The organism is Pseudarthrobacter naphthalenicus, assembly GCF_029076445.1.
Taxonomy (GTDB): domain Bacteria; phylum Actinomycetota; class Actinomycetes; order Actinomycetales; family Micrococcaceae; genus Arthrobacter; species Arthrobacter naphthalenicus.
In genome coordinates, this window is sequence record NZ_JARESG010000004.1 from 72563 (window position 1) to 88267 (window position 15705).

General features: G+C 66.2%; 13 protein-coding genes. 8 read left to right on the plus strand and 5 right to left on the minus strand.

Annotated elements, in window-relative coordinates:
* Positions 1-116: 116 nt before the first annotated feature.
* On the minus strand, positions 117-554 hold the full coding sequence (locus PY310_RS05380; protein ID WP_275213229.1) for a hypothetical protein: 438 nt from the start codon (positions 552-554) through the stop codon (positions 117-119).
* Between the two features lie 114 nt (positions 555-668).
* Between PY310_RS05380 and PY310_RS05385 the strand changes: the two genes are divergently transcribed.
* The 6 genes from PY310_RS05385 (at position 669) to proC (ending at position 8898) form a co-directional block, all read left to right on the plus strand.
* On the plus strand, positions 669-1451 hold the full coding sequence (locus PY310_RS05385) for a MerR family transcriptional regulator (protein ID WP_275213230.1): 783 nt from the start codon (positions 669-671) through the stop codon (positions 1449-1451).
* 38 nt (positions 1452-1489) lie between these two features.
* A complete protein-coding gene (locus PY310_RS05390) occupies positions 1490-3181 on the plus strand; it encodes a DUF7059 domain-containing protein (RefSeq protein WP_275213232.1) in 1692 nt (563 codons plus the stop codon).
* Between the two features lie 149 nt (positions 3182-3330).
* Positions 3331-6060 (plus strand): type I DNA topoisomerase, encoded by a 2730-nt coding sequence (gene topA, locus PY310_RS05395; RefSeq protein ID WP_275213234.1) that lies wholly within the window; start codon positions 3331-3333, stop codon positions 6058-6060.
* A 181-nt stretch (positions 6061-6241) separates the two neighbouring features.
* A complete protein-coding gene (locus PY310_RS05400; RefSeq protein WP_275213235.1) occupies positions 6242-6694 on the plus strand; it encodes an SseB family protein in 453 nt (150 codons plus the stop codon).
* 51 nt (positions 6695-6745) lie between these two features.
* A complete protein-coding gene (locus PY310_RS05405; RefSeq protein WP_275213236.1) occupies positions 6746-7771 on the plus strand; it encodes a Ppx/GppA phosphatase family protein in 1026 nt (341 codons plus the stop codon).
* Between the two features lie 293 nt (positions 7772-8064).
* Entirely contained in the window at positions 8065-8898 is an 834-nt protein-coding gene (gene proC, locus PY310_RS05410; protein WP_275213238.1) for a pyrroline-5-carboxylate reductase, read from the plus strand.
* A 37-nt stretch (positions 8899-8935) separates the two neighbouring features.
* On the opposite strand, the gene PY310_RS05415 is transcribed toward proC, so the two are convergent.
* The gene (locus PY310_RS05415) at positions 8936-9574 is read right to left on the minus strand and encodes a potassium channel family protein (protein WP_275213474.1); all 639 of its coding nucleotides are present in this window, start codon (positions 9572-9574) and stop codon (positions 8936-8938) included.
* A gap of 40 nt (positions 9575-9614) precedes the next feature.
* Positions 9615-11048, minus strand: coding sequence for a TrkH family potassium uptake protein (locus PY310_RS05420; RefSeq protein ID WP_275213240.1), 1434 nt, complete (start codon positions 11046-11048; stop codon positions 9615-9617).
* 104 nt (positions 11049-11152) lie between these two features.
* Between PY310_RS05420 and PY310_RS05425 the strand changes: the two genes are divergently transcribed.
* Positions 11153-12364 (plus strand): acetoin utilization protein AcuC, encoded by a 1212-nt coding sequence (locus PY310_RS05425; protein WP_275213241.1) that lies wholly within the window; start codon positions 11153-11155, stop codon positions 12362-12364.
* A gap of 22 nt (positions 12365-12386) precedes the next feature.
* Here PY310_RS05425 and PY310_RS05430 read toward each other — a convergent pair whose 3' ends face one another.
* A complete protein-coding gene (locus PY310_RS05430; RefSeq protein ID WP_275213243.1) occupies positions 12387-13628 on the minus strand; it encodes an NAD(P)/FAD-dependent oxidoreductase in 1242 nt (413 codons plus the stop codon).
* A gap of 94 nt (positions 13629-13722) precedes the next feature.
* On the opposite strand from PY310_RS05430, the gene PY310_RS05435 reads away from it, so the two are divergent.
* Complete coding sequence (locus PY310_RS05435; protein WP_275213245.1) at positions 13723-14268, plus strand: ArsR/SmtB family transcription factor; 546 nt, start codon at positions 13723-13725, stop codon at positions 14266-14268.
* A gap of 76 nt (positions 14269-14344) precedes the next feature.
* Here PY310_RS05435 and PY310_RS05440 read toward each other — a convergent pair whose 3' ends face one another.
* On the minus strand, positions 14345-15694 hold the full coding sequence (locus tag PY310_RS05440) for an alpha-hydroxy acid oxidase (protein ID WP_275213246.1): 1350 nt from the start codon (positions 15692-15694) through the stop codon (positions 14345-14347).
* Positions 15695-15705 lie beyond the last annotated feature (11 nt).

A 15705-nucleotide genomic window follows, 5' to 3' on the forward strand; every position in this document is an offset into this window, starting at 1 on the left:
GGCCCCGGTTTCGGCCGCCGGCACCGGCCCTGCGTCCGCGTACTCACACCCGCTCAGCGCTGCCGCTGCGAAAAATACCCCGCCCGCCACCATAAGACGCCCGGGGCCCGCGCTCATTAGCCGGCCTGCACAATCTGATAGGCGTAGAGTGTCGGCGCGTCCACGCTGGAGACGCTGAGTTCCAGCGGCCCGGTTTTTGCCACGGTGAGTTTTGTGGTCTCCCGGGTTCCGTAGCAGGCGGCGCCGAGCTCCACGAGCTCCTGGTCGGCGGACCGCACGGCGAGGAAGGCCTTGCCGCCGCCGTCGCACACCAGCGTCAGCGAGTAGGTGCCGGCGGCCACGTTTTCCGTGTGGTCCACGGGGCGGGCGTTGAGGATTCTGCCCGAGTCCTCGGCCACGATGCCGCCGGTGGAAGGCAGCGCTGTGGCCTTCCACCCCGGCACATCGGCGTTCTCCACGGAGAGCTGCTGGGCGCAGCCGGAGGTGCCCAGGACGACGGCGGCGGCAGCCAAAGCGGTCAGGGCACGCGACAGGAAGGGAGGAAAGAGAGCCATGCGTCAAACTTACCCGGACCCTCTGGCCTTCGGTGATCCGCGGCCTTGACCTTGACGCTGCGTCAACATCTATCGTGGAATCATCCGCAGGAAATGCTCAGCGAGGAGGAACACATGGACTGGTCCATCCAGGACATCGCCCGGCTCGCCGGCACCACCAGCAGGACGCTAAGGCACTACGACGAGATCGGGCTGCTCAAGCCGAGCCGGACCGGCCCCAACGGTTACCGGTACTACAACCAGGCGGCCCTGGTGGAGCTTCAGCGGATCCTGCTCCTGCGCGGCCTCGGGCTCGGCCTGCCGGTCATCGGCCAGGTCCTTCAGAACGAAACGGACGCCGCGAAGGCCCTCGCCGGCCATCTGGAGTGGCTCAAGCAGGAAAAGGACAGGCTTTCGCGGCAGATCGCGTCAGTCACACAAACCATCAACGCAGTGCAAGGAGGCGGCGACATCATGGCCGAGGACATGTTCAACGGTTTCGACCACACGCAGTACAAGGACGAGGTGGAAGAACGCTGGGGCAAGGATGCCTACACAAAGGGTGACTCGTGGTGGCGGGGAATGGGGGCCGACGAGAAGGCGGCCTGGAAGCAGCGCTCGCAGCAGCTGGGCCAGGATTGGATCGCTGCTGCTGCGGCCGGCATTGCACCGGGCAGTGTTGATGCCCAGGCCATCGCCAGGCGGCACGTCGACTGGCTGACCGGGATTCCCGGTACGCCTGCGTCGGATGCCCAAGGCGGTGCGGACGACCACGGCCGTGCCGCCATTAAGCAGTACGTCACCGGCCTCGGCGAGATGTACGTTGCCGATCCGCGGTTCGCCAGGAACTACGGCGGCGCGGACGGGGCCGCCTTCGTCCGGGACGCCCTGAAGATCTACGCCGAGGAGAACCTGTGACCGCGAGCAAGGCACGGGCCGCCAAATAGACTGGGGCGGTGACTGATTCCACGCTCTTCCTGGCCGGCAACACCCCCGACGCCCCGCGCAGCGACCTCCCCGAACTCCTGAAGGCGCTCGCCGCGGACCTGCGGGCTGTGGACTACACGCTGACCGGCGTGGCGGAACTGCTCGGCGAGTCAGCCTACAACGCGCTGAACCGCGACCAGATCATTCCCGCACTGCTGGCCACCGAAAGCGCCGCCCAGGGTCTGCCCGCCAGCGGCGGGACAACGGCGGCCGCGCTCGCCGCCGTCGTACGTTTGTGGCTCCTGGCGGAACCCCAGACGCAGGCAACGCTCGACGCCGCCCTGCCGGGAATCCGCGCAGCGGGGCTGGTGGAGCTGGGGCTGCTGGAGCCCGAGCCCGGCTCCGCAGCCCTGGACGCCGGGCTGATGCGGGCCAAGGCGGACCTGCGGCCATACGGCTGGGAAGGTGCTGAAGGCGAAGACACTGTCAGCAGCGGCGGCGCCGAGCTCTGGGTGGCCAGCGACCTCGCCGCGCACCAGCAGGCGGGGGTCCTGCGTCACGACCATGTGCTGGGCATCGGGCAGGCGTCCACCACGCTGGTGCAGACCACCGTCCGCCGGCACGTGGCGAAGGCGCTGGACCTGGGGACGGGCTGCGGAATCCAGTCCTTCCACCTGCTGCACCACGCCGAGCATGTCACCGCAACGGACATCTCCGCACGGGCCCTGGCGTTCACCCGGTTCAACCTGCTCCTCAACGCCCCGGCCCTGCACCTGGATGCCGAGCACCTTGAGGACCGGGTGAGCCTCCGGCTGGGCTCGCTGCTTGAGCCCGTGGCCGGCGAGGAGTTCGAGCTGGTGGTCTCCAACCCGCCGTTTGTCATCACGCCGCGGACATCGGGCGAAGCGGCGTCCGGGCAGTTCACCTATCGCGACGGCGGCCTGCCGGGCGATGAGATTGTGTCGTCGCTGGTCCGGGACCTGCCTTCGGTCCTGGCTCCTGGCGGGACAGCCCAGTTACTGGGCAACTGGGAGATTCCGGCGGGCGCCGGCTGGGCGGAACGGCCGCAAAGCTGGGCCAGTCCGGACGTGGACGCCTGGTTCATCCAGCGTGAGCAGGTCAGCCCGGAGCAGTACGCCGAAACGTGGCTGCAGGACGCCTCCGAATCCCGCGACCGGGAGCATTACAAGGAGGCCTACGCCGCCTATCTCGCGGACTTCGCCTCGCGGAACGTGACCGGCATCGGCTTTGGCATGATCTGGCTGCGGCGGCCCGCCGGCGTCCCGGGCGCCACGGCCGGCATCCGCCGGTTCGAGGAAATCACCTACCCCATCGAACAGCCTGTGGGTCCCCACCTGGGTGCCGCCGTCGGGCGTTCCGACTGGCTTGCCCTGCACGATCTGGCCGACGCACACCTGCTGGTGGCGGACGATGTCACCGAGGAACGCCACCAGCGCCCCGGTGCCGAGCATCCGGGTGTGATCCTGCTCCGCCAGGGTGCCGGGCTGCGCCGGACCAACCTGCTGAGCACCGAACTGGCCGGCTTCGTGTCGGCGTGCGACGGCGACCTCTCCGTGGGGCAGATCATCGGCGCCCTCGCTGCGCTGCTGGGCGGGAGCCTCGCCGGTGAGGATGGGTTCGACGACGACGCGTTCCGGGCCGCGCTGCTCACCGAAGTGGGGAATCTGGTCCGCGACGGATTCCTGCTTCCGGCGCCGTGACACGGCCTTTGTTGGCGCTAAATGAGCGCCGCAAAACTGCGCCGTCCAGCCTGATGTTTTGCACCTGAATGCGCATCCTCGGCCAAAATATGGTGAACTAGGCGGGTATGGGCTCATCTGCCCGAGCAACCTTTTTCTGTAGGAGCACCGTGCCAAGCAAGGCCAAAACCGGCAAGAAACTCGTGATCGTGGAGTCTCCGGCAAAGAGCAAGACCATCGCCAAGTACCTCGGCGAGGGCTTCATTGTCGAGGCCTCCATTGGTCACATCCGCGACCTGCCGCAGCCGTCGGAGCTTCCTGCAGAACTGAAGAAGACTTCGGTGGGCAAGTTCGCCGTCGACATCGACAACGACTTCAAGCCCTATTACGTGGTGTCCGCGGACAAGCGCAAAAAGGTCACCGAGCTGAAGGCCGCGCTCAAGGATGCCGACGAACTTTATCTCGCAACCGATGGGGACCGCGAGGGCGAAGCCATCGCGTGGCACCTGCTGGAAGTGCTCAAGCCCAAGGTCCCCGTATACCGGATGACGTTCGGTGAAATCACCAAGGAAGCCATCCAGCGCGCCATGGGAAACCTGCGCGACGTTGACCAGGACCTCGTGGACGCGCAGGAGACCCGCCGGATCCTGGACCGCCTCTACGGGTACGAGATCTCCCCGGTGCTGTGGCGCAAAGTGGCCCGCGGCCTGTCCGCCGGCCGCGTCCAGTCCGTGGTCACGCGCATGGTGGTGGACCGGGAACGCGAACGCATGGCCTTCAAAGCCGCGTCCTACTGGGACCTGACCGGCCAGTTCGGCGCCGGCACCGCCTCCTTCAAAGCCAAGCTGGCCGCCGTCGACGGTGCCAAGGTGGCCAGTGGCCGTGACTTCAACGACGCCGGTGAGCTCACCGCCCGCAACACCGTGCACCTGAACCAGGAACTCGCCACCTCCCTCGCCGCCGGGCTCCAGGATGCGGACTTCCGCGTCCGGTCCGTGGACACCAAGCCTTACACCCGCCGTCCCGCGGCACCGTTCACCACCTCAACGCTGCAGCAGGAGGCCGGCCGCAAGCTGCGTTTCTCCTCCAAGAGCACCATGCAGATCGCCCAGCGACTGTATGAAAACGGCTACATCACCTATATGCGTACCGACTCCTCGGCCCTGAGCGATGAGGCCGTCACGGCTGCCCGCCGCCAGGCCTCCGAGCTGTACGGCCCCGAATACATCCCTGCATCACCGCGCGTGTACTCCAACAAAGCCGCGAACGCGCAGGAAGCCCACGAGGCCGTCCGCCCCGCCGGCGACTCGTTCCGCACCCCCGCCCAGGTGGCCAAACTCCTGTCCGGTGATGAGTTCCGCCTGTACGAGCTGATCTGGAAGCGCACCGTCGCATCGCAGATGGGCGACGCCAAGGGTTCCACGGCCACCATCCGCCTCGGCGCGGTTGCCGCGGACGGCCGGGACGCTGAATTCTCCGCCTCCGGCACCGTCATCACCTTCCCCGGCTTCCTTGCCGCCTATGAAGAAGGCAAGGACGAAAGCCGCGGCGACGACGACTCCGACGAGGCCCGCAGGCTCCCGAACGTGGCCAAGGATGACGCCCTCACGGCGTCGGACGTGGTGGCTGTTGGCCACGAAACGTCCCCGCCGCCGCGCTTCACGGAAGCCTCGCTGACCGCCGAGCTGGAAAAGAAGGGCATCGGCCGTCCCTCAACCTACGCCTCCACCATCTCCACCATCCAGGACCGCGGCTACGTCCGGAAACAAGGTTCCGCCCTGGTGCCCAGCTGGATCGCGTTCTCCGTGATCCGCCTGCTCGAGCAGCACTTCAGCGACTACGTGGACTACGAGTTCACCGCCGACATGGAAGCGGACCTGGACAAGATCGCCAACGGCCAGGCGCGGGGACCTGCCTGGCTCAAGCACTTCTACTTCGGCGAGGACACCGACCCCGGTCTGCTGAGCATCGTCAACAACCTCGGCGAGATCGATGCCCGGGAAATCAACTCGATTCCCATCACGGACGAGATCACGCTGCGGGTGGGCAAGTTCGGGCCCTACCTGGAGAGCTCGGCTGCAACGGTTGATCCGAAAACCGGCGAGATCGTTGAAAACTCGCGCGCCAACGTGCCTGAGGAACTCGCTCCGGACGAGCTCACACCGGCCAAGGCCATTGAGCTCATGGAGACTGCTGCGCCCGAGGAACGCGTCCTGGGCACGGACCCGCACACCGGCCACACGGTGGTGGCGAAGAACGGCCGCTACGGCGCCTACGTCACCGAAGTCATCCCGGAGATGACCGAGGAACAGATCGCCAACCAGCCGGTGGAGTATTACAAGAACGGCAAGCCCAAGCCGCCGAAGAAGCCCGTCAAGGCCAAGCCGCGCACCGGTTCGCTGTTCAAATCCATGACCGTTGAGTCGGTCACCCTGGACGAAGCCCTCCAGCTGATGAGCCTGCCCCGTGCTCTGGGTGAGGACGCCGAAGGCAACCTCATTACCGTGCAGAACGGACGCTTCGGGCCGTACCTGAAGAAGGGCACGGACTCGCGCTCCATCGGTTCGGAAGAGGAAATCTTCACCATCACGCTGGAGCAGGCACTGGAAATCTACTCCCAGCCGAAGCAGCGCGGTGCCCGTGCCGCTGTGCCGCCGCTGGCCGAGTTCGGTCCGGACCCTGTGTCGGAGAAGAACATTGTGGTGAAGGAAGGCCGCTTCGGGCCGTACATCACGGACGGCATCACCAACATCACCGTTCCCCGCGCCACCTCCCTCGAGGAGCTCACCCGCGAACAGGCCGTGGAACTCCTCGCCGAGAAACGGGCCAAGGGGCCGGTCAAGCGCACCACCACCGCCCGCAAGGCGCCGGCGAAGAAGAAGGCCCCCGCCAAAAAATAGACGCCGGGTTTTCTGGCTTGTCGCACGGCCCGGAGGTTGAGCTTGTCGAAACCGGATGGGAGGAATCCGGCAGCGTGCGTCTAAGCGAGGAACGAGCGAGCACGCCGAGGATTCCTCCCATCCCGGTCCGGGGGTCATCCTCGGAATTGCGGTGTTGTGCGTAACGTGGTCGAGTAGATACATGACTGAACAGCCCGGCACAGCCAATCCCACGCCGCTGAACGACCTCGAAGAGAAGCTTGCCCTGGGCGGAGAGCCTGAGGGCAGTCCCGTGGACGTCATCCTGTCGTTCCTCAACAGCGAGGTTTATGTCATCAGCACCGACGGCATCGAAGGGGAGGATTCCCAGGTGGAGCCGTTGGTCCTCGCGAATGCCGACGGCGATCCCGTCCTTGCGGTTTTTTCGCACCCGAGCCGGGTGGACGAGCAGTATCTTGAGGCGGCCCCGAACGTTCTGGGAACCCAGGGTGCGGCCATCATCGCCAACATCGGCGAGGAACTTGGCATGGTCATCAACCCCGGCGCCGCCTACGGCTTTGAGATCAACCCCGAGGGCGTGGCGAACATCAGGCGCGATTTCAAGCGCGCCGATGAACTGCCCGAGGGCTCACCCGAGGACCCGGCAGCCAACTGACATTTTTGGACCGGTTGTGAGTGCGGCCCTGCCCGGGGGAATAATGGCAGGATGCGGCTAGGCGTCCTCGATATCGGGTCCAACACTGTCCATCTCCTCCTGGTGGATGCCCACCCCGGCGCGCGCCCGGTTCCCTTCGCCTCGCACAAGCGGCCGCTGTCCCTGGTGCAGTATTTGGACGCTGACGGCAACATCACCGACGCCGGGCAGCACGAACTGACCGAATTCGTGCTGGAGGCGTGGGAATTTGCCGCCCGTCACAAGGCCGACGATTTGCTGGCCTTCTGCACGTCCGCCATCCGTGAAGCCACCAACGGCCCTGCCGTACTGGCACGCGTCAAGTACGAGACCACCGTGACGCTGCAGGAACTGACAGGCAGTGAGGAAGCGTCCATGACGTTCTTCGCCGTCCGCCGCTGGTACGGCTGGGGCGCCGGGCCGGTCCTCAACCTGGACATCGGTGGCGGCTCCTTCGAAATGGCCTTCGGCCAGGACGAACTGCCGGAAGTAGCAACGTCCGCTCCGCTGGGTGCCAGCCGCCTGACCAGGGACTGGCTGGCCGAGGATCCGCCGTCGGCCAAAAGCGTCAAGGAGCTTCGGCGCTACATCCGCAGTACGCTCGCCCCGGCCGTGAACAAGTTCGAAGGCCTGGGCCGGGCCAACCTGGTGGCGGGGACCTCCAAGACCTTCCGGTCCCTGGCCCGGATCGCCGGGGCGGCCCCGAGCGCCGCCGGCCCGTACGTGAAGCGTGAGCTGAACGCCACCGATCTGGGGGTCTGGGCCCAGCGGATTTCAGCCATGAAAGTCGAGGACCGGCTTTTCCTGCCCGGGGTGTCCGATGCCCGGGCCCATCAGCTGCTTGCCGGGGCGCTGGTGGCTGAAGCCGCGCTGGAGATGTTCAAGTTCAAGAAGATGAGGATCTGCCCCTGGGCTCTGCGTGAGGGCCTCATCCTGCGGCGGCTGGACCAGCTGGTCTTCGCCGGCCCGCTGGATCCGGCGCCCCACGTCCGCCTGGGTGCCCCCGGTGGCCCGGAACCATCCCCGGCGCCCGAGGCCGCGCTCCCCAGCGCGGGCTGACGGGTAACGCAGCGCTCCGGTGGCAGTGCGGGCCGCATTAACGCGAAAGCGCCGGGGTCCGCAGCAGGAAAATGGGGGGAAACCTGCTGCAGACCACCGGCGCCTCGGGCAAACATCCCCATGCTTGCCGCATCACTCGCACCCTCAATGAGGTAATAACTACGATAGGGCGGCAACTTGTGAGCAAGCTGCAGCCAACATGGGAGTCCGCTGGGAGTTGAAATCGGCGAGTTCCCGTTACGACGGATTTGTTCATTCCTGCACCCGTCCGGCCGAACTGCAATGATGGGTCCATGAGTAACCGAATCGCCTTCCTGGGCTGTGGATCCATGAACGAAGCCATCCTCTCCGGCCTCCTGGGCTCCGGCACCGACCCGGCAGACGTCGTCGCCACTGTCCGGCGGGCGGAGCGCGCCGCTGAACTGGCAGAGCGGCACCACGGCATTACAGCCATCGCCGGTGATGAGGAACCGGACAACAACAGGCAGGCCGCCAAGGGATCAGGCGTTGTGATTCTGGGCGTGAAGCCTGTTGGTATTGCGGACCTGGCGCGTGAAATCAGCGCCTCCCTGTCGCCGAAGACCATCGTTGTCAGTGTTGCCGCCGCTGTGACGCTCGCGCAGCTTGAGGCGGCGCTGCCCGCCGGGCAGCCGGTGATCCGGACCATGCCCAACACCCCCGCCAAGCTGGGACGCGGCGTCGTCTCCGTATCGGCCGGCAGCAATTGCTCACCCGAGCAACTGCAGCGGGCGAAAGACATCTTCAAGGCGGCAGGCACCGTGGTGGAGGTTCCGGAAGAGCAGGTGGACGCCGTCTCCGCCATCAGCGGGTCGGGCCCGGCCTATGCGTTCTACCTCGCCGAGGCCATGGCGGCGGCAGGAGTCGAGTTGGGCCTGGAGCACGACCTGGCGCTCCTCCTGGCCCGCGAGACGGTCGCGGGTGCGGGCTTCATGCTTGCCGAGCCCGGAGCGGACCCCTCAGCACTCCGCATCAGCGTCAGCAGCCCCAACGGCACCACCGAGCGTGCCATCGCAACCTTCAACGAACGGGGCCTCCCGGCCATCATCGCCGCCGGAGCCCGCGCCGCAGCGGACCGCGCAGCGGAGATCTCCCGCCAACTGGGGTAACGCCCGCCCGGACCGCGCTGGGGAGGGCACCTGCTGGCTATGGCCGCGCGGCGAACCGTTCCAGCAGGTCCACGTGTCCCGAGACGATCAGCATGTCGCGCGCGGACACCTTCGTTTCCGGGCGGGCGTAGGTGAAGTCCTCGCCGGGGGACTTCACACCCACAATCGTCACACCGTATTTGGACCGCACCTGGGACTCATCGAGGGTGAAACCCACCGTCTCGCGGGGCGGGTACATTTTGACAATCGCGAAGTCGTCGTCGAACTCAATGAAGTCCAGCATGCGTCCCGAGACCAGGTGCGCTGCCCGGACGCCGGCGTCGGCCTCGGGGTAGATCACGTGGTTGGCGCCGATCCGGGTGAGGATTTTCCCGTGCGAGGGCGTGATGGCCTTGACCCAGAGGTGCTCGATGCCCAGGTCCACCAGGTTGACGGTGATCAGCACCGAGGACTCGATGGATGTTCCCACGCCCACCACGGCAGAGCTGAACTCCTGCGCGCCGAGCTGGCGCAGCGCGTCGATGTTGGTTGCGTCCGCTTCCACCACATGGGTCAGGAGCGGCGCCCACTTCTGCACCAGCGTCCGGTCACGTTCGATCGCCAGGACCTCGCGGCCCTGTTTCACGAGCTGCTCGGCCGTGGACGAGCCGAAACGGCCCAAGCCGATCACCAGCACCGGCGCGTTGTGGGCGGGGCGGTTGGGGACGCCTGAGGAATTAGCCAATGATGGGCCTCTCTTCCGGGTAGTGGTAAAGCTGGCTGCGCTGGCGCAGGGCCAGTCCGGCCGCGAGGGTAACAGTGCCAACGCGGCCCGCGAACATCAGCGCGGTCAGGACATAGACGCCCGACGGCGGCAGTTCGGCACTGAGGTTGGTGCTCAGTCCCACGGTGGCAAAGGCTGAAATCGTTTCAAACAGCACCCGGTCCAGGGACGCACCGCTGATGTGCAGAAGCAGGAACGCGGACACGGAAACCAGGGTTGCCCCGGCCACGATGACGGAGATGGCCACCCGCATGGCGCCCTGGGGAATGGTGCGGCCGTACACCTTGACGTCCGCATCGCCCCGGGCTTCGGCAACGATGGCCAGGAACATTACCGCGATGGTGGTCACCTTGATGCCGCCGGCTGTGGAGGCGGAGCCGCCGCCGGCGAACATGAGCGCATCCGAGAGCAGCATGGTGGTGGATTCCATGTGGTTTTGTTCCACCAGGTTGAAGCCACCGGATCTTGTCATGACCGAAGCGAACAGGGAATGTGTGATCTTGTCACCCAGGTCCATGGGCCCGATGGTGCGCACGTTGTCCCATTCCATCAGGCCCCACAGCACAGCCCCGGCGCCCAGCAGGATGAAGGACACCTGGATGGTCAGCTTGGTGTGCAGGTTCCACTTTTTCCAGTTGAGCCCGTTCTGCTGCAGCACCATCACCACCGGGAAGCCCAGGCTGCCGAGGAAGACGCCCAGCATCAGCGGGATCAGGATCCACAGATCGGTCTCATAGGGGACGATGCCGTCCGAGTGCGGCGTGAACCCGGCGTTGTTGAAGGACGAAATTGAGTAGAAGACCCCATGCCACACTGCCTGCCAGAAGGGTTCGCCCAGGATCATGAAACGCGGGATCAATGCCAGCGCCAGGGTGCCCTCGATCACCACCGAGGTGGCGATGACGATCCGCAGGAGCGTACCCACCTCGCCGAGGCGGCCCGCGTTGTTCATGGCTTCCTGGGCGATGAGCTTGCCGCGCACACCCAGTTTCTTGCTCACCATGAGCGCGAGAAGTGAAGCCAGCGTCAACGTGCCCAAGCCACCCACGAAGATGCCCACGAGAATCACCAGTTGGCCAACGAAGGACCAGTGCGCCGCCGTCGAAACGACCGTCAGGCCGGTGACGCACACGGCCGACACCGCGGTGAACATGGCCTGGTGGATGGGAGTGGCCGTGCCGTCTGCGGAAGAGAAGGGCATCATGAGGAGGAACGTGAACACGAGGCAGACCGCGGCGAACGCGGTCAGGGCAAGCCGGGCCGGCGAAGTATTGGCGATGTCGTCAATGAAGTCCCGCAGCCGGGTGAAAATCCAGAGGCCTTCGCGCTCCGGGTCCGCTGGGTGCCAGCTGGCCGGGATCCGTGGCCTGGACTGGCGTTCCGTCATGGGTGGCTTTTCCTCGGTAGAAACTGTTTCCCTCAGTAGTAAACCACTAATGACTGTGTAATGACGGGGCCGCAGCGGTGGCGACCTCGGGTAGCCTGTGATTGATGACATACCTGCCCGGTCTCAGCCAGCCCGCGCCGCCAACGATGGTGGCGTGGAGTTCGGCCATGACTGCCTACAACTTTGGTCCCGGCCACCCCATGGCGCCTGAACGGATGGATCTGACGGCCAGGCTGGCCAAGAGCCTCGGCCTGTTGGACCTGGCCCATGTGGCCGTGGTGGCCCCGGAGGTGGCAACGGACGCCGAACTGCAGACGGTGCACTCGCCCGAGTTTGTGGCGGCAGTCCGCCGGGTCAGCGCGGATCCTGCGTCACCCGATGAGGCCCGGGGCCTTGGGACCGAGGACGACCCCGCTTTCGCCGGCATGCACGAGGCCGCCGCCAGGATCGCGGGCGGGTCGCTTCTCGCGGCCACTATGATCCTGGACGGTTCCGCCCTGCACGCCGTGAATTTCGGCGGCGGCATGCACCACGCGGCCCGCGAACGGGCCAGCGGTTTTTGCATCTACAACGATTCTGCAGTGGCCATCCAGAGGCTGCTGGACGGCGGCATCGCGCGGGTGGCGTACATCGACGTCGACGCCCATCACGGTGACGGAACGGAAAGTATCTTCTGGGATGACCCCCGGGTCCTGACCATCTCGTTGCACGAAAGCGGACTCACGCTTTTCCCGGGGACAGGCTTCGCCAACGAGACCGGGGGGCCGCACGCGGAGGGAAGCGCTGCGAACGTTGCCTTGCCGTCCGGGACGGGGGACGCCGGCTGGCTGCGTGCCTTCCACGCCGTGGTCCCTCAGCTCATAGGGGCATTTCAGCCCGAGGTCATCATCAGCCAGCACGGCTGCGATTCACACCGCCACGACCCTCTGGCCCACCTGAACATCAGCGTTGACGGCCAGCGCGAGGCGGCCACCGCCATCGGAAACCTGGCCGCCCGGCACTGCGGTGGACGCTGGATCGCCACCGGCGGTGGCGGCTACAGCGTCACGGACGTGGTGCCCCGCTCCTGGAGTCACCTCATCGCCATCGCAGCGGGCCGGCCCGTCCCGCTGCGCACCGAGGTGCCCAACGACTGGCGCGCCTACGTCCTGGCGAAATTTGGGCGGGATGCCCCTGAACTCATGGGTGACGACGTTGAGCTCTGGTGGCGGTCCTGGGAAGTCGGGTTCGACCCCAATGACGCCGTCGACCGGACCGTCATGGCCACCCGCAAAGCGGTTTTCCCGTTCCACGGCCTTGACCCCTGGTTTGACTGACTCCTGACCTTCCCGCGGGCCGTCACTCCGGCCGGCCGACCACCACCTGTGCGGGGCTGTGGATGATGTATCCGTTGAGCCAGGAGAACAGCGCCCGGACCTTCTGCTGGAAACCCGAGAGCAGGGCGAGGTGCACCAGAAGCCACGACACGAACGCCAGCGAACCCTGCAGCTGGATCCGTTTGCGGCCAATTTCAGCCACCGCCGCGCCCCGGCCGATCATCGCCATGTAGCCCTTGTCCACGTACTCGAAGGGGCGGCGCGTCCCGCCCGTAAGGTCGGCGTAGATGTTCTTGGCCGCCCACTTTCCTGCCTGCTGCGCAACTGAGCCCAACTGGGGGAGTTTCGCGCCCTTGGCATCAGTGATGTTGGCTGCGTCTCCCAGCACATAGACGCCCTCGGCATCCTTTGCGGTCAGGTCCGGCTGGACGTCGATCCGCCCTCCCCGGCCCTGGGCCAGTCCGGAGGCGGTGATGATGTCGCCCGCTTTCAGCCCTCCGGCCCACACCACCACACGGCCCGGAATGGTGGTTCCGTCCACCAGCGTCACGCCGTCCTCGCTGACCTCGGCAACGCTCACGCCCAGGTGCAGCTGGACGCCGATCTTCGTCAGGCGCCGCCGCGTGTAGTCCTGCGACTTCTCCGAAAACGCGTTCAGAACAGTCGGCAGCATATCCACCAGGTGGACACGGCACCGGGCTGCGAGTTCCGGCGAAAAGTACTTCGGCACCACGAACTTCACGTTTTCTGCCATGGCGCCGGCCGTTTCTACACCCGTCGGTCCGCCGCCCACCACCACCACATCCAGGGGAGCACCGGTTTCCCGGTCGGTCTGGTCCAACAGGCTGGTCAGCCGGGCGCTCAGCCGGGTCGCATCGACCACCGAGTACAGCGGGAGGGCAAGTTCCTCGGCGCCAGGGGTGTTGAAGAAGTTCGGCGTGGCCCCCACCGCGATGACCAGCACCTGCGCCTTGAAGGTGTCGCCGTCGGCGGTAGTGACCGTTCGGTTGGCTGCATCGACAGACGCCACGTGCGCCGTCAGAACCCGAACGTGCCGGTTGCGGTGGAAAATGGACCGCAACGGGCGGGCGATGGCCGAGACGCCGATCTGGGAGGTCGCCACCTGGTACAGGAGCGGTTGGAACTGGTGATAGTTGTTGGCATCGATCAGCAGCACCCGAACGCCCTTGCGGCCCAGTTTCTTGGCAACCGCCAGCCCTGCGAACCCGGCACCCACCACCACAACCTGATATGTATCTTCCATCCGAGCAACCTACTCCTCCTCGGCCCGGTTCGACAGAGCCCTGCGGAGGAAATAGTGGATGCCTTGCGGCGTATATGTCGCTAGGGTGGGAGGCATGGTGACAGACGACGTATTTGCCGTCATTGCGGAAGCAACCCGACGCGACATTTTGGTATCCCTTCGCGCAGGGGACAAAGCAGTGGGGGAGCTTGTGGAGGAGCTCTCCGCCAGCCAGCCCACCATTTCCAAGCACCTGAAAGTCCTCCGCGAGGCGCAGCTGGTCAGCATGCGGGCCCAGGGCCAGAAGCGCTACTACGCCCTGAATCCCAAACCGTTGGAGGGCATCGTCAGCTGGCTGGAACCGTTCGACGTCGGCCGGGCAGCTTCCGCTGCCACGTCACCTGAGGTGCCCCCGGCGGAAGCCCGCGGCGAAGGTGCGGCCGGCATTCACGTTCCGGACAACGAAGACGTGGCCGCTGTACTGGCACGCGAGGACGCCGAACTCAGCCCCGCCGTCGTGATTCCCGGCGGCACAACTGCCCCGCTCAGCGACGACACGGTTCCGCAGCAGATCGGCAGGACTGTGGGCCGCGCCGCGACAAAGGCCGCGGACCTGCTGGCGAACCTGCCGAACCTCCCCAAATTCGGCCGCAAGAAATAACCCCAACTGGGTAGCGCTATCTGTCGCTTTGGGCGCTCAAAACGACACTTCGCGCTACCCAGTTGGGCGGGCGGGGCTACTTGGTGAGCAGGCGCACGTGGTCCTGTGTGAGCCCTGAAACGGAGCTGACGCCGAGCAGGGCCATGGTGCGGACCATGTCCTTTTCCAGGATCTCGAGGGTGCGGTCCACGCCGGCCCGGCCCCCTGCCATCAGACCGTAAAGGTACGCGCGTCCGATCAGGGTGAAGTCGGCACCGAGAGCCAAGGCGGCCACGATGTCCGCCCCGCTCATGATGCCGGTGTCCAGGATGATGGCGGCGTCCGAGTTGTCCGCCTTCAGGGCCGCCGAAACCTCCGGGAGCAGGTGGAACGGGATGGGGGACCGGTCCAGTTGGCGGCCCCCATGGTTGGACAGGACCACCCCGTCAGCGCCATGGTCCACCACACGGCGGGCGTCCTCCACGGTCTGGATGCCCTTGACCACCAGCTTGCCCTTCCAGGTTTCGCGCAGCCAGTCAAGATCCTCGAAGGTCAGGGTGGGGTCGAACATCGAGTTGATGAGGTCGGCCACCGTCCCTGTGTAGCGCGAGAGTGAGGCGAAGGTCAGCGGCTCGTGGGTGAGGAAGTTGAACCACCAGGCGGGCCGGTAGGAGGCGTCCAGCACGGTTTTGAGGGTCAGCGCCGGCGGGATGGTCATGCCGTTGCGGACGTCGCGGAGCCGGGCGCCCGCCACCGCGGTGTCCACGGTGACCATGAGGGTGTCGTTGCCGGCGTTGGCGGCGCGCTCAATGAGTTCGAGGGACCGGTCCCGGTCCGTCCACAGGTAGAGCTGGAACCAGTTGCGGCCGTTGGGGGCCGCGGCGGCCACGTCCTCGATGGAGGCGGTTCCCATGGTGGAAAGGGTGTAGGGAATACCGGCTGCCTCGGCGGCCTGCGAGCCGGCGTATTCGCCTTCGGACTGCATCATCCGGGTGAAGCCGGTGGGGGCGATGCCGACGGGCAGCCGGGAAGGCTTGCCCAGGATCTCGGTGGTCAGGTCGATCGAGGAGACATTGCGGAGGATGCCCGGCCGGAATTCGATGTCCAGGAAGGCCTGGCGGGCGCGGCGCAGGGTGATTTCTTCCTCGGCGGCGCCATCGGTGTAGTCGAACGGGGCCTGCGGGGTCCGGCGTTTGGCAATGTCGCGCAGGTCCCAGATGGTGCTGGCCCGCTTGAGCTTTGCGTCCCGGCTGAACTCGGGCTTTTTGAACTGCATCAGCGGGGCGAGGTCCGAGTACTTGGGGATGCGGCGTTTGAGCGCCGCAGGCACAACCGACCGCTCAGCCGACGACGGCGCGGGGTGCCCGGGCGCCCCCGTGCCAGGAAGATCCGTGGCATCCGGCGCCGGGGTGGCCTCGGGATTGTTCGGCTGAATCGTGTGGGACATGCTTCCTCCGT

Bases quoted from the DNA above. Each gene is read 5' to 3' on its own strand.
- PY310_RS05420 (WP_275213240.1), bottom strand. From the start codon at position 11,048: ATGACGGAACGCCAGTCCAGGCCACGGATCCCGGCCAGCTGGCACCCA.
- PY310_RS05405 (WP_275213236.1), top strand. From the start codon at position 6,746: ATGCGGCTAGGCGTCCTCGATATCGGGTCCAACACTGTCCATCTCCTC.
- PY310_RS05430 (WP_275213243.1), bottom strand. From the start codon at position 13,628: ATGGAAGATACATATCAGGTTGTGGTGGTGGGTGCCGGGTTCGCAGGG.
- PY310_RS05425 (WP_275213241.1), top strand. From the start codon at position 11,153: ATGACATACCTGCCCGGTCTCAGCCAGCCCGCGCCGCCAACGATGGTG.
- PY310_RS05435 (WP_275213245.1), top strand. From the start codon at position 13,723: ATGGTGACAGACGACGTATTTGCCGTCATTGCGGAAGCAACCCGACGC.
- PY310_RS05385 (WP_275213230.1), top strand. From the start codon at position 669: ATGGACTGGTCCATCCAGGACATCGCCCGGCTCGCCGGCACCACCAGC.
- PY310_RS05440 (WP_275213246.1), bottom strand. From the start codon at position 15,694: ATGTCCCACACGATTCAGCCGAACAATCCCGAGGCCACCCCGGCGCCG.
- proC (WP_275213238.1), top strand. From the start codon at position 8,065: ATGAGTAACCGAATCGCCTTCCTGGGCTGTGGATCCATGAACGAAGCC.
- PY310_RS05380 (WP_275213229.1), bottom strand. From the start codon at position 554: ATGGCTCTCTTTCCTCCCTTCCTGTCGCGTGCCCTGACCGCTTTGGCT.
- PY310_RS05400 (WP_275213235.1), top strand. From the start codon at position 6,242: ATGACTGAACAGCCCGGCACAGCCAATCCCACGCCGCTGAACGACCTC.